General features: G+C 66.1%; 19 protein-coding genes. 12 read left to right on the top strand and 7 right to left on the bottom strand.

Features of this window, described 5'->3' with window-relative positions:
- Positions 1–66: 66 nt before the first annotated feature.
- The gene (locus ACZ5PO_RS10285) at positions 67–1,170 is read left to right on the top strand and encodes an AI-2E family transporter (protein WP_464192957.1); all 1,104 of its coding nucleotides are present in this window, start codon (positions 67–69) and stop codon (positions 1,168–1,170) included.
- Between the two features lie 602 nt (positions 1,171–1,772).
- Here ACZ5PO_RS10285 and ACZ5PO_RS10280 read toward each other — a convergent pair.
- On the bottom strand, positions 1,773–2,360 hold the full coding sequence (locus ACZ5PO_RS10280) for a hypothetical protein (RefSeq protein WP_464192955.1): 588 nt from the start codon (positions 2,358–2,360) through the stop codon (positions 1,773–1,775).
- Positions 2,361–2,478: 118 nt separating this feature from the next.
- Positions 2,479–2,784 (bottom strand): hypothetical protein, encoded by a 306-nt coding sequence (locus ACZ5PO_RS10275; protein ID WP_464192953.1) that lies wholly within the window; start codon positions 2,782–2,784, stop codon positions 2,479–2,481.
- Between the two features lie 702 nt (positions 2,785–3,486).
- Here ACZ5PO_RS10275 and ACZ5PO_RS10270 point away from each other — a divergent pair.
- The gene (locus ACZ5PO_RS10270) at positions 3,487–3,900 is read left to right on the top strand and encodes a helix-turn-helix domain-containing protein (protein WP_464192951.1); all 414 of its coding nucleotides are present in this window, start codon (positions 3,487–3,489) and stop codon (positions 3,898–3,900) included.
- A 489-nt stretch (positions 3,901–4,389) separates the two neighbouring features.
- Here the strand turns inward: ACZ5PO_RS10270 and ACZ5PO_RS10265 are convergent, their stop codons facing one another.
- The 3 genes from ACZ5PO_RS10265 to ACZ5PO_RS10255 are packed head-to-tail and all read right to left on the bottom strand — an operon-like array spanning position 4,390 to position 8,464.
- Positions 4,390–5,907 (bottom strand): class I adenylate-forming enzyme family protein, encoded by a 1,518-nt coding sequence (locus tag ACZ5PO_RS10265; protein ID WP_464192949.1) that lies wholly within the window; start codon positions 5,905–5,907, stop codon positions 4,390–4,392.
- A 52-nt stretch (positions 5,908–5,959) separates the two neighbouring features.
- Positions 5,960–7,180 carry an ABC transporter substrate-binding protein gene (locus ACZ5PO_RS10260; protein WP_464192947.1) on the bottom strand — a complete coding sequence of 407 codons (1,221 nt, stop codon included), beginning with the start codon at positions 7,178–7,180 and terminating at the stop codon, positions 5,960–5,962.
- Between the two features lie 57 nt (positions 7,181–7,237).
- Complete coding sequence (locus ACZ5PO_RS10255; protein ID WP_464192945.1) at positions 7,238–8,464, bottom strand: CaiB/BaiF CoA transferase family protein; 1,227 nt, start codon at positions 8,462–8,464, stop codon at positions 7,238–7,240.
- Between the two features lie 232 nt (positions 8,465–8,696).
- Between ACZ5PO_RS10255 and ACZ5PO_RS10250 the strand changes: the two genes are divergently transcribed.
- The 10 genes from ACZ5PO_RS10250 to ACZ5PO_RS10205 all read left to right on the top strand — a co-directional run bounded on the left by ACZ5PO_RS10250 (position 8,697) and on the right by ACZ5PO_RS10205 (position 20,239).
- Positions 8,697–9,347: a GntR family transcriptional regulator gene (locus ACZ5PO_RS10250; RefSeq protein WP_464192943.1), complete on the top strand. Its 651-nt coding sequence runs from the start codon at positions 8,697–8,699 to the stop codon at positions 9,345–9,347.
- Positions 9,348–9,642: 295 nt separating this feature from the next.
- Positions 9,643–10,863 carry an ABC transporter substrate-binding protein gene (locus ACZ5PO_RS10245; protein ID WP_464192941.1) on the top strand — a complete coding sequence of 407 codons (1,221 nt, stop codon included), beginning with the start codon at positions 9,643–9,645 and terminating at the stop codon, positions 10,861–10,863.
- Positions 10,864–10,896: 33 nt separating this feature from the next.
- A complete protein-coding gene (locus ACZ5PO_RS10240; protein ID WP_464192939.1) occupies positions 10,897–12,453 on the top strand; it encodes an AMP-binding protein in 1,557 nt (518 codons plus the stop codon).
- Between the two features lie 7 nt (positions 12,454–12,460).
- Positions 12,461–13,255, top strand: coding sequence for an enoyl-CoA hydratase/isomerase family protein (locus ACZ5PO_RS10235; protein WP_464192937.1), 795 nt, complete (start codon positions 12,461–12,463; stop codon positions 13,253–13,255).
- A 55-nt stretch (positions 13,256–13,310) separates the two neighbouring features.
- A complete protein-coding gene (locus tag ACZ5PO_RS10230; RefSeq protein ID WP_464192935.1) occupies positions 13,311–14,219 on the top strand; it encodes a branched-chain amino acid ABC transporter permease in 909 nt (302 codons plus the stop codon).
- A gap of 1 nt (position 14,220) precedes the next feature.
- Positions 14,221–16,149 (top strand): branched-chain amino acid ABC transporter ATP-binding protein/permease, encoded by a 1,929-nt coding sequence (locus tag ACZ5PO_RS10225; protein ID WP_464192932.1) that lies wholly within the window; start codon positions 14,221–14,223, stop codon positions 16,147–16,149.
- A 10-nt stretch (positions 16,150–16,159) separates the two neighbouring features.
- Positions 16,160–16,858 carry an ABC transporter ATP-binding protein gene (locus tag ACZ5PO_RS10220; protein WP_464192930.1) on the top strand — a complete coding sequence of 233 codons (699 nt, stop codon included), beginning with the start codon at positions 16,160–16,162 and terminating at the stop codon, positions 16,856–16,858.
- 62 nt (positions 16,859–16,920) lie between these two features.
- Entirely contained in the window at positions 16,921–17,808 is an 888-nt protein-coding gene (locus tag ACZ5PO_RS10215) for an SMP-30/gluconolactonase/LRE family protein (RefSeq protein WP_464192928.1), read from the top strand.
- Positions 17,809–17,855: 47 nt separating this feature from the next.
- Positions 17,856–19,412, top strand: a complete 1,557-nt coding sequence (locus ACZ5PO_RS10210; RefSeq protein ID WP_464192926.1) for a carboxylesterase/lipase family protein — start codon at positions 17,856–17,858, stop codon at positions 19,410–19,412.
- 674 nt (positions 19,413–20,086) lie between these two features.
- The gene (locus tag ACZ5PO_RS10205; RefSeq protein WP_464197258.1) at positions 20,087–20,239 is read left to right on the top strand and encodes a hypothetical protein; all 153 of its coding nucleotides are present in this window, start codon (positions 20,087–20,089) and stop codon (positions 20,237–20,239) included.
- Here the strand turns inward: ACZ5PO_RS10205 and ACZ5PO_RS10200 are convergent.
- Together ACZ5PO_RS10200 and ACZ5PO_RS10195 are read right to left on the bottom strand one after the other, a co-directional pair.
- Complete coding sequence (locus ACZ5PO_RS10200) at positions 20,185–20,463, bottom strand: ribbon-helix-helix domain-containing protein (RefSeq protein ID WP_464192924.1); 279 nt, start codon at positions 20,461–20,463, stop codon at positions 20,185–20,187. The two genes, ACZ5PO_RS10205 and ACZ5PO_RS10200, sit on opposite strands and share 55 nt — an antisense overlap.
- Positions 20,464–21,363: 900 nt before the next feature.
- On the bottom strand, positions 21,364–22,380 hold the full coding sequence (locus ACZ5PO_RS10195) for an AraC family transcriptional regulator (RefSeq protein ID WP_464192922.1): 1,017 nt from the start codon (positions 22,378–22,380) through the stop codon (positions 21,364–21,366).
- Positions 22,381–22,444: the final 64 nt, after the last annotated feature.

Genomic DNA, 22,444 nt, shown 5'->3' with positions numbered 1-22,444 from the left:
TGTCGGCGTTCTGCCTTGCGGATCGGGGCCAATTTAGGACCCCGCGTCCCATCTGGAGGCTAAACAATGAGTACCGACAACGTCGTTATCGCGCCGGTGACCGACGACGCCACCACCGGCGGGCCGAAGCAGGACGACATTTTGCTGCCCACTAATCCGGTCGTCATCCTTCTGGCCGGACTGTTCATCCTGGCCGTGCTGACGGTCTCGTATTTCGCTGCGGCGGTGATTCTTCCGATCGTTCTGGCCATCGTGCTGAAATTACTGCTTCAACCTGGCATGCGGCTGCTGCAAAAATTTCACGTGCCGCGACCGCTAGCGGCGCTCGCATTAATCCTCACCGTGTTTGGTACCCTCGTAGCAATTGGGGCCGCGGTGTCCGCGCCTGCGTCGGATTGGGCAGCCAAGCTTCCTGAGGGCATTCCCCGTCTTCAGGAACGTCTTCGTTTCCTGAGCCAGCCCATCGAAACGCTGCAGAAATTCCTACATCAAGTTGACAGCATGGGCCAGGCAACTGCGGGATCTGGATCACAGCTTGGTTTAACCGAAATGCTGTTCACAGGAACTCAGCACTTCGCTAGCGGGTTCTTCGAAACCATAATAGTCTTATTTTTCCTTTTGATATCGGGTGACACCTTCTTGCGTCGACTTGTGGAACTTCTACCTACGTTCAAAGACAAGCGCCACGTTGTTGACCTCTCTCAGCAGGTTGAGCAGAACGTATCTGCTTACCTAGTCACTGTCTCGGCAATGAACGCCGCTGTCGGGCTATTCACCGGCGTTGCGATGTGGGCGTGCGGCTTGGGTGACCCAGTGCTCTGGGGAGTGACCGCGTTTCTGCTTAACTACGTTCCCATAATCGGGCCGCTTTTTGCGGTCGTCGTCTTCCTTCTGGCTGGGCTTCTCGCGATTGAGGGACAGTGGTGGGCCCTCCTTCCTGCATGCCTCTATTTCGTGATCCACGTTATTGAGGGCGAGGTTGTCACGCCGATGCTGCTCGCACGGCGCTTCACGCTAAATCCCGTCCTGGTGATCATCGCTCTCATCTTCTGGTTCTGGATGTGGGGTGTGCCCGGCGCCATCCTCGCCGTCCCCATGCTGGCAATTACGAAGATCATTTGCGACGGGGTAAAGCCGCTCAACTCGGTCGGACACTTTCTAGAGGGCTAGACCAGCACAGCCACGCGACCCCGATGGTCCGCGCGCCGGCCGCCTGATCGGCGGCCGTATCCAGGCTCTCGATCATCTCGCGAAAGAGCTGGTCGATGAGAACGAGCAGGCGGGCCGGCGCGGTCGGCTCCGCCACGAAGGGCTCGCTCTCAATCGTGGTAAACGTCGATCCAGAGCCGATGAGCATCGGTCCTGTCGGCGGACATACCTGGACGCCCCGAGCCCCACTGGTCCCGATCCAACAGCGTGCGCCAAGACTTCTCGGCGCGTTTCTTGGCTTCTTCGAATGATGGCGCGCTGGCTACGAGGTCATCGAGCTTCGGTCTCGTGAAGACCCCCACCCGATCGCGTCCGCGAGCTGGCTTCCATGCTCGAAGGCGACCAGATCATAGCCGGGTACGTGCGCGTATTCCGCGCTCCGCGCCGACCGCATCTCGGCGAGCGGCTTTCATTGCGGGTTGAAGCTCGCGTTTATCACGCCCGTTCCCAAGCCTTCACGGAGTAGAAGCGGAGGGCGGACATCGGGCTTCCTCCCCGCGGGGCCGGTCGCAGCCGATGGCGCTGAGCAACGCCTCGGCGCGCGTCGAAGGCTTTGGAACGTCCTACCAAGTCCGCGGCCCCGATGGAAAATGGAACTTGGCGCGCTTCGTGATGGGGCCGTGGAAGTAATTCAGCGTGCCGAACCGCTCCAGATGGATCAGGTGGCGCTTGACGAAGAACCACTCGTCGCAGGCGTCGAGCAGCTCGATCTGCTCGTAGGCGGCGCACCGGGATCCGGCGGCCGCCCTCGTTGGCGCGTCGCCCGCGCCGGCTCGCAGCGGTGGTAGAAGGCGGCGCCATTCCGCGTCACCTCGCCGCCGCGCCCCGACGGCGCCATCGGTTCCAGCGCTTCCAGCACCTGCGCGCTCGAAATGCAGCCATATGGCGTAAGCTTGGAGCCGCTTCCGCCACTCGTCTCTCAGTGGCTGAGGCGGCGGATCTGGCGGGCTCCAGGGCGGCGACGAAACCGGCACGGCCTTCCCCGCTATTGCCTGCGGTACGGGGTCCACCTCGGCGCTGGTGCCCGTGGCCGAAATTCCGGCCATGGCGGCGGCGCTGCCGCTTGCCACGGTCCCTGCAATGCCGGCCAATACGGCACGCCGGCTGACGTCCTTCGCTTGTGCCATCGTCGCGCTCTCTTGCTGATTCACTGTCGTTAGAGCTGGCTGCTGTCGCCGGCTTCCGGCGCTGTCAGTTCTGCGCCGTCGAACGGATCGCCATCCTCGCTTACTGCATCGGCATCGTAGCCGTTCTCGTCGTCGGTACCGCTCAAATGGCAGAGCCGGCCATGGCCGGCCGTCTCCGGCCAGGTGTGTTCGTGAGGATCCTCGCACTCGTTAGCGGCGACGCTCTCACCGGCCAGAGGCTGATCGCCGTCAAGCTATAGTCGACGAAGGCAATCAGGGCCTCGATGCAGCCTTCGAACATCGCGCTCGGCGAGGCGCCCGCCCGTGCCGGCAGGTCCGGCGGACGCGCGTCCAGGGCGCCCGAGCACACGACCGTGGCCCGCAGCCGCTCGGTCGGGTCACGCATGTGCTCGATACGCCGGGCGGCCCGCATCACGACAGCGGCCATGGTCGGTTGAAACTGGATGATCGGAGCGCCGGAGGCAAAGCCTCCCCGGCCGCGAACATGCTGGTTCGTGCGCCGGGTCCCGACGCTGTGACGTGCTGTGAGTGCCCGGACAGCGCTCGCTCCGGGGCGCTCGGACTCGCGTCAGATCCATCGCCGCGGCGCGCGGGCGAGGTGGTCCGCGGAGAAAGACAGCGTCAGGCGGCGTCTCTCATCAGCTCGCGGTCATAGGTGCGCCGATCGTTGCGGAACTGGGCGTCCTCGAAGAAGTCGAGCCCAACGCCTGGAGCGGGTCGACGACCTCGGCGCGCGGCATGGCGGCCTCTGGCCGCGGACGCTCGGCAGCTCCGAAATCTCAGCGTCGACGACCGGGTTGCGGCGGATCACGCGACGGCCGCGCGCTCGCCGTACCAGATCGCGTCGGCGACCTTGTCGAGCGTGGAGGCCGACAGGTCCGCCTCGGAGAGATAGTCGCCCTGCGAACGTCACACGACGATCAGGTGGAGGTCGACGTCAAGCGTTGGGGCTTCCACTGGACGCCAAGGCGTGCTCGGCGAAGGGCTTCACGATTCGAAGAGGCTGTCGTCGGTGGTTCCGGTGATGGTGGGACACATCCAGCGTTGCTCGGGTAACCATTTGCTTGTACCTTGTCCCTATAAGAGTCCTAATTAGGGTCAGATCGTTACTTATTTGTACAGGTTATAAATGAAAGCGTTTCAACTGCGCATGGCGAGGGCTGCCCTCGGGTGGGATGTGAGGGACCTTGCTGCTCGTTCCGGAGTCACGGCGAATACGGTGACCAGAATCGAGAACGGAGCGGACGCGAAGCAGTCCACCATTGACAAATTGCGCGCTGCCCTTGAGGAGGCCGGCGTCCAGTTCATCCCCGAGAATGGCGGCGGCGCTGGCGCCAGGATGGCGCGGCGTGAGGGGCAGGCCGAGAGCTCATCATTGGAGCGGGTGCAGAAGCGCGAGGCGAGCCGGGATGCCGCGCGCGCCGCAGTGAGAGAGGCCTTGAAGGATTCGGATCTTCCAGCTGAGGAGAAGGCTGCACGCAAGCGCAAGCTCACCGAACCGCCGAAGGGCGCGTTGACATCTAGGGAAGCGGGCAACGGCTGACGAAGCGACAAGACCCAGCCGGGCAGCAGAGTCTCATCCGCGCGATAGTTGACCCTAAGCCGCCAGAATGGGAAGCACGAGGATCCTACAAGACCGAGGGCGTGCCCCTGTTCGTTTACGACGCCGTATCCTCCATGACCGACGAAACGCGCGTTTCTGGAGACGATTTGGAGACAATAGCGTGTCGACCACCCGAGCGCTGGTCAATTCCAGCCAGAACGAATGGCGCTTCGCGAACCGCTCGCACAAGGTTCATAACAGCCTCTGGGCTAGCGCCAAGGGGCACATACGCTTTGGCCCACCATCCCCGCCTGCTTCCGGGAGATAGAGCCGCCGGTCGATCAAGGTGCCGACTAGCTGCGCGGCCGACCTGCCGCTTGATCTTGCTCACGGCGACCTATCGAAGCGCGCGACGATTTCGTGCGCGCCAAGCCGTCTTAGCAGCACCGCAGGAGGCAAGTCACAACCTGCGGTAATTCGGTCGCCTGACTAGCCATCTAGGTCGTGCACACCGTCGCCCGTATAGTTGAGCTTGGCGCGCTGGATCTTCTCGGTCTCTGTCTTGGGAATGATGTCGAGAAACTCAACGTACCGCGGCAGCATGTAGACCGGGAAGTGGTTCGCCAGATAATCTCTTATCTCGGCCGGTGTGTAGCATTTACAAGCGACGAGGCAGACCTTGATCTCCTCCCCGACTACGGGATCGGGAATGCCGACCGCGGCGCAATCGTCGACCCCGGGCAGCTCGCGCAGCTTGGTCTCGATCTCCACCGGGGAGATCATCTCGCCTTTCTTGCGGATCAGCTCCTTATAGCGACCGGTGAAGTACAAGAAGCCATCCTCGTCGAGGTAGCCGCGATCCCCGGTGTGGAACCACAGATTTCGCGTCGCTTTGACCATCTCTTCGGGCTTGGCCCAGTAGCCGGACAGGATCACATGGGGCTCGCGCGGCCGCACCACGATCTCGCCTTCCTGGCCAGCCGCAACCGGCCGGTCCTCGCCATCTATGATGCTGACCTCCATGTCGACGCGCGGGCGACCATTGGAGCCGATGCGGTAGTCGGCAACGGTGTTGCCGGTGAACCAGCCGCCGGTTTCCGACGAGCCGAAGCCTTCGTAGATGGTGATGCCGAACTTTTCCCTGAAGTCGCTCATGATCTTGCCGGTCTCCCCGCTGCCGGAGATGCCGCCGCCGATGACGAAGCGCATGCCGTGGTCGCGCTGGCCGTCCGCATAGCGCGTCTGCAGGATCGAGATGATGGTGCCGACAGCCGGAAAGCCGGTGGCGCCGAAGCGCTTGGCGTCTTCGAAGAAGCTGCCCGCCGAGAACTTCCTGCGCAGGGCGAGCGCGGCGCCGGCGCTGAGCGCCGGCATGATCCCGAACATCTGCGAGTTGGCATGGAACATCGGCAGCACCGCCATGATGACGTCGTCGGCCCGCAGCCCTACCATGCCGACGGTGGCGCGGCCGACCGCCTCGAAGACGCCGTGGCTGTTCATGACGCCTTTGGGCAGCCCGGTGGTGCCCGAGGTGTAGATGATCGCCGAAATCTGTCCGACCGGCAGGGGCTCGCCCGGATCCTCGTCCCACTGCGCCAAGCCGTCCAGAAATGCGCGCTCGGATTCGATCGGGACCAGGGGTAGCGCGGCAGCGGGTGCGTCGAGATAGCGGAATTTGTCGGCGATCCAAGTCCGGTCGGCGAGGACGAGCTTGGCCATCGATTGGTTCACCGAATAGCGAAGTCCGTCCTCCACCAATTGGTTGTTCAGGGTGACGGCGACGGCGCCGAGCAGATTGATGCCGAACCAGCAGACGACGTAGGCGGCGCTGTTGTCCGCCAGGATCGCTACGTGGTCATTGAGGCCGATGCCACGTGAGCGCAGCATCGTGGCACAGCGGCGTGACAGCGAATGGATCTGCGAGAACGTGTAGGTGCCGTCGTCCGTGAGCAGGAAAGTCCTGTCGGGCGTGTCCGCCGCCCAGCGTTGCAGCAGATCGGTGATCATGGCCTACCTCGATCGTTGGTGAGCGGAGGCGATCCGGCGGTTGCTGCCGGGTTCATTTGATCAGGTCGAGGTTCTCGCCTTCATAGGTGCCGTCGACGAGCTGGCTCGGGCCGATCAAGGACCAGAAATGGGTGAAATCCGCGCCCTCGGTGGTGTGCCGCTCCTTGCTGTAGCGCGGGTTGCCGATCATCGCGGCGTAGGCGGTCGGATAGTCGGCCGTGGCCAGCGTTTCCATGGCCGCGACCACGGCGGCGCTGTCGACCTTGCCGTCCTGCGCCTTGGCGTGCTCGAAGCCCCATTTGAGCAGGAAGACCGAATCCTGCGCCAGGAGCGACCAGCCCAGGTTCGAGGTCGACAGGCCCAGCCGCTTGAACTCGTTGGTGAACTGCTCGATCGCCGGGTTGGGGTTGACCGGGTTGCGCGTGGCGCCGCGGTAATTGACCGAGAAGAACTGGCCCTTGACCGGGTCGGGAACCAGTCCGCTCAGGTCGCCGGAGAGCACCGCCGGTTCGGTGACCACCTTGGCGTTCCACCCCAGGGTCTGCAGGGCCTGCATGACCATGGTGATGCCGGCGCGGCCGATGCCGTCGAAGACGATGATGTCGGCGCCGCCGTCGCGCAGGCTCTGCACCATCGGGGTGAGGTCCTTGATGTCGGCAGACACCTTGATCAGGCCGGCGACGCCGATGCCGTATTTGGCCGGCAGGTCGACGGCGAGCGCGTCGCCCAGGGCAGCGTTGGCCGGGTTGGTGGTGACGAGCAGGCCGGCCTTGGCGCCGCCGAGCTTCTTGAGGGCGGCGGCGACCGGCGGCACGCGCACAGCTGACGTATCCGACAGCTGAAAGCTGTACGGGAACTTGGTGGGGTCGCCGATCGACAGGCTCGAGCCGTTGCTGATCGTCACCAGCTTCTGGCTGGTGGTGTAGGGCAGGATGGCCAGCACATTGCCGCTGATGATGCCACTGTAGATGGCCGAGACCTTTTCCTCCGACACCAGCTGGCGTGCCGCCAGCAGGGCGCGGGCGGGGCTGCCGGCATCGTCGCGCACGACGAGTTCCACCTTCTGCCCCAAGATGCCGCCTTGGGCGTTGACCCGGTCGACGCCCAGCTGCAGGCCGACCTTGATGAAATCGCCCAGCGGCGCGTAGAGCCCGGTGAGCGGCAGCACCGCCCCGAGCGCGAATCGCTCCGCGGCGTGCGACGGCCCGGCGAGCCCGACAAGGCCGGTTGCGGCCAACAGCAGCCCGGCCAGTCCTGTTCCAACTCTGGTCATCGGCATGTCCCTCCCTTTGCAATTTTCTGTTGCGTCTGCTGATCGAGCGACGCGCTCTCAAACGGCGCGTTGGGCTTCCCTCGATTGTCGGCTGTCGCCGGAGATGACCTCGGCCTCGGCGAGCCCGGCGAGCCGTGTCACCGGCAAGCCGAACTCGGCGAGCACCTCCCAGGTGTGTTCGCCCAGCAGCGGCGGCGGACGCCTGACCGATCCCTCGCGCAAGCCGCTCAGGCTGACCGGGAGGGCGAGCTGGCGCAACTGGCCGACGACCGGGTGCTCGATCGTCTCGACCATGCCGCTCGCGGCCACGTGTGGATCGGAGAACACCTCGCCGAGATCGTAGACAGGGCCGGCCGGCATGCCGAGCGCGCGCAGCTCGTCGATCCACTCGTGCTTGCTGCGCAAGCGGAAGCGCTCGTCGAGGATCTGCTCCAGCTCCTTGCGGTTCGCCAGGCGCGCGGCGCCGTTGGCAAAGCGCGGGTCGTCGAGCATCCACGCGAGATCCATGTGGCGGCAGAGCTTCCGCCACATCGCGCCCGTCGCGGCGGAAAAGTTGAAGGGCCCGTCCTTGGCGTGGAACAGGCCATAGGGCGAGCTCACCGGGTGATGGTTGCCGGCGACGTCGGGGACCTCGCCGAGACTCAAGACACGCTGGCCCTGCACGCCCATCAGCCCGATGAGGCTGGCGAGAAGCGAGGTCTCGACAAACTGGCCCTGGCCAGTGGTGGCCCGTGCGATCAGCGCCGCCTGCACGCCGATCGCCGCCCACATACCAGCGACTAGGTCCCCGATGGGGATGCCGACCCGTGTCGGCCCCGTCTGCTGCTGTCCCGTGACGCTCATCAGCCCGGACATACCCTGCGCGATCTGGTCGACCCCCGGCAGCCGCCCGTACGGCCCCTCGCTGCCAAAGCCACTGACGCTGGCGAAGATCAGGCGCGGATTGCGTTGCTTCAGCCGCTCGTAATCGAGGCCCATGTCGGCCATGACGCCGGGCTTGAAGTTCTCGACGACGACATCGACCTTTGCCGCCATCTCCCGGATCAGGTCGAGGCCGCCCGGCTTGCGGAAGTCGATGCCGACGCTGCGCTTGTTGCGGTTGATGCTGAGGAAGAAGACGCTCTCGCCGCGGTCAGAGGGCGCCGAGCCGCGGCTCAGGTCACCGCCGGGGAGCGCTTCCACCTTGAGGATGTCGGCGCCGAGATCGCCCAGGATCGTCGTACAGAAGGGGCCGGCGAGCAGCCGGCTGAGATCGAGCACACGGACGCCTGCTAACGGCAACATTGTTCATACCCTCGAGTGGACCGGCCCGCCGGGAATGTGGGATGGCCGTCAAGCCGGCCGCTGCTTGCCGGCGGTTGCTCTTGTGTGATGATGGCCAAGGCACTCCTGCCCAGGGCCGACGTTTGCTAGCTATCGGTCCGCGCGCGGCTACAACCGTGCACTGCGGGGTACGTAATCACAGAAATTATGTATACGCTAGATCTCTTAACGGATACGTATGAGGCGCAGCACGATGGGTACACGCTTACGCGACGAGGTGCTGTGGGTGCTGGAGGAGGAGATCGCCAGCGGCCAATTGCCTCCCGGCAGCGTCCTCAACGAGCGCTCGATCGGCGAGCGGTTCAAGATCTCACGCACGCCCGCGCGGGAGGTTTTGCTGCAGCTGTCGGCCGCGGGCCTCGTCCGCTATTCGCCTCGGCGCGGCGTCGAGGTCGTCTCGCTCGCGCCGGGCGAGGTGATCTCGATGGTCGAGGTGCTGGTCGCGTTGGAGGGGGAAGCCGCCAGCCTTGCCGCGCGCCGTATGGATCAATCGGAGCGAGACAAGCTGCTTGAGCAGTTCAATATCGGCGATGTCGCCGTAAAGAACATGTCGACGCCAGATTATTCAGACACGAATGTCGCTTTTCACAACGTTATATATATAGGATGCCGCAATCAATTCCTCACCAAGGAGATCACGAACTTGCGATTACGGCTGTTGCCTTACCTGCGGCATAGCTTTATCCAGCAGGGGCGCATGCGGTCGTCGCACGCGGAACACAAGGCCATCGTTGCGGCAATCCAGGATTACGACGAGGCCGCTGCCCGGCTGGCCATGCGGCAGCACATCCTGAACGGCGGCAATCTGTTCGCCGATATGCTCGCGCAGCTCACGCCCAAATAGGCGAAGCCACCGGTGCTACGTCTCAATCCGTTGCCTCCAATGTCAAGGCCGGGCTCAACGGCCCAATTCATCAAGCACGCAGCGGCAGCCCCGCTCGCTCCACAGCGCATGGACGGCCGTCAAGCCCGGCCCTGACATTGGAGGGATTCATTTCCGACCTATTGCGTATACCGATGGGTCATGATTGTATGTCGATCAGCGGGGCGCTACATCGTAGCTGCGCCCGTCGCGGGCGAGCCACGGCGCCCCCCAAACAAGATCACTGCGAATGCGGTGAGCATAAGGGAGGAAACCGATGCGGATCCATGCGGTCGGCCGGCTCATGGCGCTAGCGCTCGGCACGGCGTTGCTCACCTCAGCCGGACCGGTAAGCTCAGCCGAAACCGACAAGCCGTTCCGGATCGGCGCGGTGCTGCCGAAGACCGGTCCGTATTCCCAGTATGGCGCCTTCACCGAGCAGGGTTTGCGCGTCGGCGTCATGGAGGCCAACAAAAAGGGCGGCATTCTCGGGCGCCAGATCGAGCTCGTGGTCCGCGACGACGCCAGCAATCCCGGCCGCGCCCTGCTCGCCGCCAAGGATCTCCTGGGCGAGCAGAAGGTCGACTTCCTCTATCCCGAGATCATCAGCGGCCTGGCTATGGCCACCCTCCCGTATGCCAGCGAGAAGAAGGTGTTCACCATCTCCAACGGCGCCAGCCCGCAGATCGGCGACGCCACCCGTTTTCCGTACAGCTTCCAGCTCGCGGATCTGGCGACGCAACGCCTGCCGGCCGTGGCTGCCGCCTTGAAGAAGCTCGGCGGCCGCAAGGTCGGCATCCTGGTCAGCACCAACCCGCCGCAGGTCGCGCTGGGCGACGCGCTGAATGCCCAACTCGACGCCAAGTACGGCATGGAGGTCGTCGGCTATAAGCAGTTTACCGTCGACACCAAAGACCTGTCGCCGCAGCTGCAGACGCTGCGCGATGGCGGCGCCGACATCATCGCCTTCGATACCGCCGCGCGCGACAGCGTGCGTGTCGTTATGGCCGGCATGCAAACCCTTGGCTGGACAGCGAAAGTCGTCACCGAGCCGGCCGCGCTCTACGGCGATCTGCGCGACCAGGTGCCGCCCAGCGTGGCCGGCCAGTTCTACGCCGTCAATTACCGCATCGGCACGCGCTTCGGGCCGCCGAGCGCCGAGCTGAAGGCCTTCATCGACGACATGAAGAGCCTGGGTCCGATCGAGAATTTGTCGATCAGCGCCGTGGCCCGCGACGCCATCTTCCTGGCGAAATGGGCCTTCGAGACCGCCCAGCAGGAGCAAGGCAACACCTCGGCCGACGCGCTCAAATCGGTGCTGGAAAGCATCGGCCGCCGGCAGCTCCCGCCGGGTTACGCGCTGGTCTTCGCCAATCCCGGCTACACGCCGACGGATCATACGACGGGCAACGCCGATTATTCCAATTTCTGGGGCCTGATCCACGTCAGCCCGATCGTCGACGGCTCCTACGAAGGCGAGCCGCTGCCGCTGAATTGAAGCTGCACATCCTGCAAGCGGAGTAGATCGAAGATGCGGCGGGAACAGTCTGCTGTCGAAGCGCTCATTCGCAGGCGTTTCGCCCAAGCGCCCGATGATACCTGGCTTTACTTCAAGGATGAGACCTACACTTGGCGCCAGGTGGTGTCGCTGTCGGAGCGCGCCGCCAACGGCTTCCTGGCCCAAGGCATCAAGCCCGGCGACAGCGTCGCCATCATGGCCGGCAACAAGCCGCAATTCCTGTGGGTCTACTTCGGCCTCTTGATGATCGGCGCGCGCATCGTGCCGCTCAATCGCTGGCAGCGCGGCCCGGCCCTGCAGCACATGCTGACCGATTCCGGCGCTACCGCCATCATCTTCGACGAGGAGCTCAAGGACGCCGTTCTCGCCGTGCGCGACGGCTGCCCCGGCTTGCGGCGGACGCTCGTCTTCGGTGCGGTGTCGGCGGGCGTCGATGCCAGCTACGACGACGTGGCCAAGGCGCCCGACGGCGAGCCGGCGATCGAGCTCGCCACCGCCGCACGTCCCACCGGCATCCTCTACACCTCGGGCACCACCGGTCCGCCCAAGGGCATCATCAGCGACGCCTACGAGAATTTGCTCGGGCCGCTGCTGGATGCGTCCGAGGTCGAGCCGGGCGAGACCATGTACGCCTGCCTGCCGCTGATCCACGGCAATGCGCTGTTCGTCTCGATGATGGGCTCGATGCGGCTGGGGGCGAGACTGGCGCTGGCGGAGCGCTTCAGCGCCTCGCAGTTCTGGGACGATTGCCGCCGCTACAACGCCGTGCAGGTCAGCACCCTGGGCGGCATCATCCCGATCCTGATGAAACAGCCGCCGCGGCCGGACGACCGCGACAATCCCGTGCGCATCGCTTTGTCGGTGGGCTGTCCGGCGGCGAGCTGGCGCGCGTTCGAGGCGCGCTTCGGCGTCCGCGTCGTCGAATGGTACGGGATGTCCGACGCGCCGGGCAATCTGATCAACACGCACGGCAGGATCGGTTCGATCGGCAAGGCGGCGCCTGGCTCGGAATTCCGCGTCGTCGACGGGAACGACGAGGATGTGCCGCCGGGCCGGATGGGGCAGATCATCTTCCGGCATACGGTCGGCCAGGTCACCCGCTACAACAACCTGCCCGAGGCGACGGCGGAGGCCTATCGCGGCGGCTGGTTCCACTCGGGCGACCTGGGCGAGATCGACGCCGACGGCTTCTTCTACTTCCGCGGCCGAATGAAAGAGGCCATTCGCCGGCGCGGCGAGAACATCTCGGCATGGGAGATCGAGTCGGTCATCGACCAGCACCCAAAGGTGCAGGAGAGCGCCGCCTTCGGCATCCCCTCCGAGATGGGCGACGAGGAGGTGGCGCTGGCGGTGGTGCTGCAGCCTGGCGAGGCGCTGGCGCCGGAAGCGCTGCTCGCCTTCTGCGAGGGCAAGCTCGCCTATTACGCCGTGCCGCGCTTCATCGAATTCGTCGAGGCGCTGCCTAAGACCGGCACGCAGAAGATCCAAAAGAACGTGCTGAAGCAGCGCGGATTGACCGAGGCGACCTGGGACCGGGATGCCAGCGGCGTCACCATCGCAAGGACGTAGCAACCACATGACACGACAACAGGCCGCGCCAGAGGTCTATTTCGAAAGCCACGACGACGGCCGCATCAGCGCCGCCGTGCTCGACCGCGGCGCCAAGCGCAACGCCATGTCGCCGGGTCTGTCGAAGGCCTTGCTGACGATCCTGGATCAAGCGCTGGGCGACCGCTCGCACCTGCTGCTGCTGCGCTCGGCCGTGCCCGGCATCTTCTGCGCCGGCTTCGACATCTCCTATCTCGACACGGACCAGCACGAAGAAGGGCAGGCTGCCATGGCCGCCTGCTTCGCCAGGATCGACAATGCGAAGAAGGTCACCGTCAACTTCGCCGACGGCGGCGTGCTCGGCGGCGGCATCGAGCTGTTCCTCACCGCCGACCTGCGGCTCGCCACGCCGCGCACGACGTTCCGGCTCACGCCGGCGCGGCTCGGGGTGGTCTATTCCGCCAGAGGACTGTCGCGCTTCGTCCGCGTCATGGGCGTCACTGCGGCGACCGAGATGCTGCTCGCGGCACGGACGCTGACGTCGGAGGAAGCGCTGCGCGTCGGCCTGGTGACCCGCATCGTGCCCGACGAGGCGGCGGCGCTCGACTATTGCCGCGAGGTGGCGCGCCTAGCGCCGCTGTCGCAGCAGGCGATGAAGGCCATCGTCAAGCAGCTCGCCGCCGGCGTCGCCGCGCCGATCATGGACACCGAGCAATGGCAGCGCCTGGAGGCGCTGCGCGCCGTGGCCGATGCCAGCGACGACCAAAAGGAGGGCCGGCGCGCCTTCCTGGAAAAACGCGAGCCGAGGTTCACAGGTCATTGAGCAACAGCGCTCGGCGTCCGCCGGCCGGAGCCCACCGTCGAAAGGTCAATCGCCAATGACGTTCACGTCAATCGCGCTCGGCGGCATCACCGGACTGGCGCTGGCGAGCATCTACGTGCTGATCGCCATCAGCTTTACCTTGATCCTCGCCGCCAGCGGCGTCTTCAACTTCGCCCAGGGCACCATCGTCATGGGCGGCACGATCGCGTCTTTCCTGCTCGGCGTCTATCTGCAATGGTCGGTGCTGGCGACGGTGTCCGCCGTCGCTGCCCTCGGCATGGTGGCGGGGCTTGTGAACCACGCCATTGCCGTCTGGCCGGCGATCGGCCGGTCCAAATCCTTCACCCACACCACCATGCTGACGACGATCGGTCTCGGCACGGGCATGAATGCGGTGGCCGCCCTGCTGTTCGGCAGCGATTCCTATCGCGTCGCCTCCTATGTCACGGAAGATCCGATCCGCCTGTTCTCGATTCCCTTGCGCCCGACCTACCTGGTGATGATCGCGGTCGGCATCGGCGTCACGCTCGCGGTCGAGTGGGTGGTCCGCCGCACCGAGATCGGCCACATGTTCCGCGCCACGCTGGAGGACCCGGAAGGGGCGCGGCTGCTCGGCATCGACACCCGCAAGATCATCGCGCTGGCCTTCGCCCTCGCCGGCGCCATGTCGGGGTTGGCCGGGTTCCTGATCGCGCCCGCCATCGGCGCCTCCGCCTTCACAGCGCACGAGCTGACCTTCTACGGCTTCGCCGGCATGGCCATCGGCGGCTTCGGCAGCTTCGCCGGCAGCCTGGTCGGCGGCCTGATCGTCGGGCTGATCGCCGGTATGACGCCGACCTTAGCGGACTCGCACCTGGCCTTGCCGCTCCTGTGGATCGTCGTCGTGGCGATGCTGCTGATCAAGCCGTCCGGCCTCTGGGGGGCGGCGGGCTTGTTCGGCTCGGTCCGCCTGCGGGAGGTTTGAGATGGCCGTGCGTGACGGCGCGGATCACGGCGCCGACGCCGCCCTGGCCGCGGAGCTCGACGACGTGCTGCGCGTCGAGCGAAGGCGCCGGCAGGCGCTGATGCTGGCCGGGCTACTGCTGATCGGGGCCCTCGTTGCCGTGCCGTTCTTCAACGCCGGGGCCTTCAACCTGGAGCGCTCGGGCGTCGCGCTGGCCTACATCATGGCGGCCATCGGCCTCAATCTGGCCTTCGGCTACGCAGGCGAGCTGACCATCGGCCATTCGGCCATCATGGCCGTCGGCGCCTATGCCGCCGGGGTGATGAGCGCGCAATTCGGCATCGCCGCGCCGCTCGCCATCCCGCTCGCCATCGTCGCCGGCGTGCTGTTCGCGCTATTGACGATGCTGCCGGGGCTGCGCGTGCAGGGCTGGTATCTCGCTCTAATTACCATGTTTGCCGTGCTGGTCATTCCCCACGTCGTCATCCTGAACGAATCCTGGACCGGCGGCGAGTTCGGCCTGACCGGCATCGGCGCGATCAGGATCTTCGGCTACGAGTTCGGCGATATCGCCGTTTATGAACTGATCGTGGCCGCCTTCGCGGTGGTGTGGCTCGCCGCCACCAATTTTATCCGCTCTGGCTGGGGCTACCGGATCCGCGGCCTGCGCGATGCGCGCCGCGCCGCCGAGGCGGTCGGCATCAGCCTCAACGAGACGCGCTTCGTCGTCTACGTGATGTCCGCCATCCCGGCGGCCTTCGCCGGCGCGCTGCTCGCCTATTCGCAGCGCTTCGTCAACGCGGAATCGTTCAACCTCAGCCTGACCTTGCTGCTGCTGACCGGCGTCGTGCTCGGCGGCGCCGGCACCGCCTGGGGGCCGCTCATCGGCATGGCGCCACTGCTGGCGCTGAGCTTCTGGATCGGGCCGTTCAGCGAATACAATGCCGTCGTCCTTGGGTTCGGCCTGCTGGTGGGCGTGCTGCTGTTCGCCGACGGCATCGTTCCGGCCCTGACCCGGCCGTTGCGACGGCTGTTCGGGCTCAGCTCGACCGTGGCCGCCCCGGCGGATCAGGCTCGTCCGCACACCCTTGCGCCCGCGGTAGCGCCGGTCTCCGCGCCGGCACTCCGCCCGCGGCCGCAGGACGGTGCGCTCGCCACCGATAGCCCGATCATCCGTGCCCGCGGCGTCGTCAAGCGCTTCGGCGGCGTGCTCGCCCTCGATACCGTCGATTTCGAGCTAGCCCGCGGCGGCCTGTGCGGGCTCGTCGGCCCCAACGGCTCGGGCAAGTCCACGCTGCTCAATGCCATCTCGGGCTTCTTTCCACCCGACGCGGGCGAGATCGCCATCGCCGGCCACGATGTCACCGGCTGGAATGCCCACCGCATCGCCCGCGTCGGCGTCGGCCGCACCTTCCAGGTGCCGCAGCTCGTCGATGAGTTCAGCGCGCTGGAGAACATCGAGATGGGCCTGGTGGCCGGCGAGCCAAGCGCCATCCTGCCGTCGCTGCTGTTCACGCCGGCCATGGCGCGGCGCAGCGCCCAGCGCCGCGACCGTGCGCTGGCCGCGTTGCATCTGGTCGGCCTGCCGCCCGGCTCGATCCGCAATTCCGTCGAGGAGATGCCGCTCGGCCTGAAGCGGACGGTCGAGATCGCGCGCGCCGTCGCCGCCGTGCCGTCGCTGCTGCTGCTCGACGAGCCCGCCGCCGGCCTGAACGACGACGAACGCATGCAGCTGGGCCGCCTGCTGCTCAAGCTCAGGGACATCGGTATCACCGTGCTCGTGGTCGAACACAACGTGCCGTTCATCATGGGCGTCTGCGACGAGATCGTCCTGCTCGAGAGCGGCCGCATCACCTGCCGCGCGCGCCTCGACGGACCGCTGCCGGAGCGGCTGACCGCCTACCTGAATTTCGCGCCGACCGGGTCCGACGACCATCGGCTCAAGGCTTAGAGGCGCGCCCATGGGATTGCAGGTCACCGGGCTGTCGGCGTGGTACGGGCAGGCGCAAGCGCTCTGGAACGTCGGCGTGCGCGTCGGCAACGGCGAGATCATCGGCATCCTGGGCCGCAACGGCGCCGGCAAGACCACCTTGCTGCGCGCCATCGCCGGCCTGCAGGCTCGCATCGAAGGGCGTATCGAGCTCAACGGCCAGCGCCTCGACGGGCTCCAGACCCACGAGATCGCGCGGAAGGGGCTGGCGATGCTGCGCGAAAGCGGCCAGCTGCCGGCCTCCCTGTCGGTGGTCCAGAATCTGGCGCTGGGCCAGCGGCTGGCGCGGCAGAAGGGCAGGGTCGGACGCACGCTGGCCGACGTCTGGACCTGGTTTCCGCTGCTCGAGCCCTTGCGCGAGCGCAAGGCGGGGCTACTCAGCGGCGGGCAGCGCCAGGCGCTGGCCCTAGCCGTCGCCTTCATCTCCGAGCCGGACGTCATGCTGCTCGACGAGCCGTCTGCGGGGCTGGCTCCGCCGGTGGCGCAGGAGCTGTTCAAGACCATCCGCCAGCTCGCCGACCAGGGCGCCACGGTGCTGATGGTCGAGCAGCATCCGGCCTGGCTGATCGGCGTGGCCGACCGCGGCTATCTGCTGGAGGTCGGCCATATCACGGGCGAGGGGACGATCGAGACCATCGTCAGGAATGCGCGCGTCGGCGACATGGCCTGAGCTGCTCCAGGTCATGTCGCACGGCGCGGCGCTGTCGTTGTCAATTCTGGAAAGGCTGCCTCATGCGCAATCCCACGGTCGACCTGATCTCCTCTGGACACGGCCTGCTCGAAGGGCCGATCTGGCACCCCACCTTCGGCCTGATGGTGGCGGACGCCGACAAGGGCGGCGTCTGGGCGTTCGCCGAGGGCGTCGACCCGGTGCTGAAGATCGCTCATCGCCGCGGCATCGGCGGCATGGCGCTGCATGAGAACGGTGCGCTCGCGGTCAGCGGCCGCAACATCGCGCTGAAGCGGCTGATCGACGACCCCAAGGCCGACGAAACGCTGGTGCTGCTGGCCAACGATCCGGCCAACGGCATGATCGGCTTCAATGATCTGACCACCGATGCCAAGGGCCGCATCTACGTCGGCTCCCTCGGCTACAGGGCGATGGAAAACGAGGACCCGAACGGGCGGGCGGCCTTCCTGCACGTCATCGAGCTCGACGGCAGCTCGCGCATCGTCGCGGGCGACGTGCAGCTGACCAACGGCCTCGGCTGGTCGCCCGACGGCAAGCGGCTCTACCACTCAGATTCCCTGCGCAACATCGTCAAGGTCTACGACCTGCAGAGCGACGACAGCCTGAGCCCGCCCAAGGAATTCGCCCGCACGCCGTTCGGCCACCCCGATGGCCTCGCCGTGGCGGAGGACGGCTCGGTCTGGTTTGCCGTGGCAGACGGCCACGCCGTGTGCCAGTTCGCGCCGGACGGCGAGGAGCGGCAGCGGATCGAATTCCCGGTGCCGATGGTGACGAGCCTGTGCTTCGGCGGCCAGGGCATGCGCGACCTCTACGTCGTCAGCGGCTCGCGCGGCGCCCCCGCCAAGCTTGGCGCCTGCGTCTTCCGTATCCGCACCGATGTCCCCGGCCTGCCCCGCACCCTTGCGAAGGTGGCGACCCCGGCGCAGTGAAGGCCGGGTCGGACGCCTCCAAAGACTCCTCGAACCGGAGCTGGCAAATGCAGGGCCATGTGACCGTGACCAGCCGGGACGGCAAGCTGCGCGGCGCCAGCGCCGACGGCGTCCATGCGTTCAAGGGCGTCCCCTACGGCGCGCCCACCGGTGGCGTGCGCCGTTTCCGGCTGCCGCAAACGCCGGCGCCGTGGTCCGGCGTGCGCGACACCCTCGATTTTGGGCCGCGATCGCCGCAATGGGAGGGATCGTTCGCCATCGATCCCGAGGTCAAGGCGCTGTTCACGCCGACGCCGCCTCAGCCGATGAGCGAGGATTGCCTCTACCTCAACGTATGGACGCCGGGACTGAACGATGGTGGCCAGCGGCCGATCATGGTCTGGCTGCACGGCGGCGCCTTCATCACCGGCTCGGGCGCCGACCCATGGACCGACGGCGCCCATCTGGCACGCCACCAGGACGTGGTCGTGGTGACCATCAACCATCGCCTGGGCGCCTTCGGCTACCTGCACCTGGAAGATCTGGCGGGGCCGGATTACGCGCTCTCCGGGCTAGCCGGCATGTTCGACATCGTCGCGGCGCTCGCCTGGGTGCGCGACAACGCTGATGTCTTCGGCGGCGACGCCGGCAATGTGACGATCTTCGGCGAGTCCGGCGGCGGCGCCAAGGTCGCCGTGCTGATGGCCATGCCGGCGGCCAGGGGCCTGTTCCATCGCGCTGTCATGCAGAGCGGACCAGCCGTGCTCATGGCCGACCGGGCCGACGGCAATCGATCCGCCGCCGCGTTCCTCGACGAGCTAGCCCTGACGCCGGCCACCGCGCACACGCTCCACGATCTGCCGCTGGAGCGGCTGATGGCGGCGCAAATCGCGGTGCTGACGCGGGCCAGCCAGCAGAAGTTTGCCGAGCGCCGGCGCCACGGCTTCAACCCGGTGCAGGGCCAGCCCGCGTTCCCCGGCGGCCCGTTCGCGCCGACGGCTCCGGCTTTGTCGGCCGACATCCCGCTGCTGATCGGTACCAACCGCCACGAGATGGCGCTGTTCGTCGGCACGGCGCCTTGGCTCGACGATTTGGACGATCACAGGCTCGTCGAATGTCTGAAGCCGTTCGTGGATGATGCGGCCGCCGGTTTGGCCTTTCGCTACCGCTTCCTCTATCCGCAGAGCACGCTGCGGGATCTGTTCATCGCCATCGTCAGCGACCAGAACATGACGATGCCGTCGCTCCTGATCGCCGACCGCAAGACCGAGCAGGGCGTCGCGCCGGTGTTCGTCTACCTCTTCACCGCCGAGACGCCGGCGCTCGCGGGCCGCCTGAAGTCGACCCATGTGCTCGAGATCCCGTACGTCTTCGATGCCCTGGCGCAGGCGCCCTTCGTCGCTCCGGGCGAGACGAGCGCCCACCTGAGCAAGGCTATGAGTACCGCCTGGGCCGCGTTCGCCAGGACGGGCCGGCCCGCTGCGCCCTGGCTGCCCGAGTGGCCGACCTACGATCCGGTGAGGCGGCCGACGATGATCCTCGGCGATGCCTGCCGCATCCAGGACGATCCGCACCGGGGCGAGCGGGAGGCGTGGGCGGCGGTGTCCAGCGCCGGCAGCGCCTAGGCGTGTTTCGGATGTGAGGCACGTGACCCGCCTTTCGCGCGATAGCATCGAGGTTGCTCGGGCAGGCCAAGTCTCACGTGCGGAGGGCGGAGTGTCGGAGACTATAGCGAGGTATTTTCGTGGCGGCGATCGAGCAAGATGGCAGCCTTCCTGGGGCTGGCGGTCCATGAGCGGCGCATTCCTATAGAAGCGGCGAGTCCCGGTCGCGCTTCGGCGGCGCAACTGGTTGGCGCGCTCCGGCTCATCTCTCCCTCCATGCCAGCAGCCCGCGGCTGGTCAGCCAGTCGTGCACCGCGATCCAAGCCAAGTCCTCGCGAGATAGTGGCCCGGCTGGCTGGCGATGAACTTGTCCAGGGCCTCAACCATCGACAGCGTGAGCTTGATCTCAACACGCACCATCCGTTGACGGCACGTGCTTATAGGCCTATCGACGGGTATAGAATACTTATAGTCGCTACACTGCGGTTCGTCGGTTCAGGCGAGGATGAGCACATGCGTATCGGCGTCGACGGGCGTGTCGCGATCGCGACCGAGGCAGGAGCCATCCTCGGCCGCAGCTCCGTGCTGGACCCGGCGTAGCGGAGCGCGTGTGTCGTGGGCAACGATCCGGCCCTAGCCGTCGCTGCCGATGCGAGCAGGGCGCGCTCTGATCGGCACCAACGGTGGGGCAGACCGTGAGCGGTTCGAGCCTGACGGCGATGCGCCCCGCGTGGCTCGCCCGTCACACGGAGGAGATCATCGAGCCGGCGTTGCCAATCGTCGACGCGCATCATCACCTGTGGGATCGGCCCGGCTTCTTCATGGCGGCGTTAAGCGCGTCTCTGTGAGCCTCGCAGGCATTTGCAAGCGCAAAGGCGCGGATGGCAGCCGACAACGTGGCAGTCTCGCGCAACTGATCGATCTCCGTGAATAGGTCCTGAAGCGATGCCGATCGGGCTTCGGCGATCTGTTTGATCGCAAGCCAGACCGGCGCCTCAATTGACGCTGACGTTCGGCGACCAGCAACACTCAAGGACCGCTTCCTCGGACGAAAAGCCCGAGCCGACTCCACTCTAGCTCCCCCGCTTCGTGCAACTCGGCGGCTGTATTTAGAGCCGTCGGGCTCTTCCGGCCCACTACCCTTTTGGGGGAACCTCGGCGTCTGCGCCTGTCTGCACGCACACACGCGCTCGCCCGCCAGACGATGCCGCTGCCCGATTTCGACGCTGGCTGACCTCGGCGCCTCAGCTCAATGCGGTCGACGTCGGTCGGATGGCAGGGTCGCTGCCGCCGCGAGAAGATGGTGGGCGATCTCGGTTGCCGTCTCTGCTGTCAGAAACAGTGCGATCGACGGCTTGTCCGCGGACGCGGACGGATCCTCCTGCTCCCCAGGCGTAGCTAACCTCAGCCGTAGAGAGGCTAGCCCACCCGCCGCAACGCAATCTCCACCCGTCACGAGCCAAACGCCGAGCTCGTCTTTCGTCTGATCGTCGCCCTGCATGCGGACCCCATTCGCTTGCTGGAGGATCGTCGGGACGTAGCACAGCCGCGGCGGGCGGTTCTCGCACTCAAATCGCCACACCCATCCGGAGCTGCCCCATGAAACTGCCCCTCGCGGCGGCCGCGGCCGTCTGCGCGCTGTCGCTCGGCGCGCGCCAGAGGCGCGTACATGTTCAGCCAAGCTCAGATCCTCGTCCACGCCCGTCCGATCCTCTTGCGACCGAGCGGCACACCAATGTTGAATTCCACCTCGCAGATCCTCAGCGAGGCGATCGGCTTTGACCAGGCCCTATAGCGAGTTCGACGTCCCGCCTCGCGTTGTGGTTCAGACCAACAGCCGAGAGTACCGCCACGTGAGAGTGGCTATTGAGGGCGCCCTGGCCTTCATCGAAGCCGAGATGCTCCGGCCGGCGCTATGAGCGCGACACCAACGCAAGCCGCCCGCCGAAGCGCCTTCTGTGATTCCCTTGGCCTACCGGCTTTTTTTCAATGTCTCTGACGGCTTCTCGCCGAACGCCTCCGCGTACCGTCTCGCGAAATGCCCCATGTTGGCGAAGCCGCAGCTGAACGCGACGGTGGTGACGCTGGTCTGCGGCGTCGGGTTGCCGAGCATCGCCCGTGCATGTCGCAGACGCACGCGGCTGACATAGGTCATCGGCGAAACCCCGTACGTACGCTGAAACAGATAGAACAGGCTCCGCACGCTGGTCTGCGTCACATTCGCGAGAGCCTCGACCAAGATCGGCTGATCCCAGTGCGCCTCGATATAGTCGAGCGTTCGGCGTATCTGCCACGGCGCCGCCGCCCGCGGCGTGTCCTGCAGCCAATGACTGTAGTTGTGGGTGTTGGCGGTGAGATAGGCGACGATGACGGCCTGCTCGATCTCGTCGAGCGCCATGCGCGGCAGCTGCAAGTCGCTGCGGCCGAGCTCATCGATCAGCACACGGATGAGCCGGTGCTGTGCTGCGCGGTGAAGATGGCTGCTCGCCAGCCCGGTAAGCTGCAGCGGCGGGCTGACCGGCTGGCCGATGAGCGCGAAGAGCTTTCGCACCAGTGCGTCGGGCGAGATCTTCAGGACGAGATGCGAGAAGTCACCGCCGTACGTGACGTCGGCTTCGGAGCCCGGGCCGCCGATCACGCTGTTGCCGGTCGGCCCGACAACCGTGCTGTGCCGATTCCAACGCACTTCGCCCGCGCCGGTGAGCGGAAAGCCCTGTGCGAAATAGTCGTTCTGTATAAGGTGCGCCTGCATCGGTGAGCCGTAGCTGATATGAGCCAGCGAGATCGAGGTCATATCGCAATAGCTGAAGGCGCTGTCGGACGTCCTGCCACGCGCCGGCATGTGGAGGCTGCGGACTGCGAGAGCCGGCCTCAGCCAGTCGAGGAATTCGTCAGGGTCGCGCGTGCGTGCGACCTGAAAGCTGCGAAGCGACGTCTCCCCCGACATGGCGCCATCCACCCTTCCATTCCAATCGAGCTTGGCCGTCATGTTGTTGCAGGATCGTGCCGATCATTGCTTTTCCGTAGCGGCACGGCGTGGATGAATCGATACA

This window comes from Chelatococcus sp. KU-N122 (assembly GCF_055391085.1).
The sequence above is the reverse complement of the archived record's forward strand: the minus strand, read 5'-3'. Positions and strand labels throughout refer to the sequence as shown.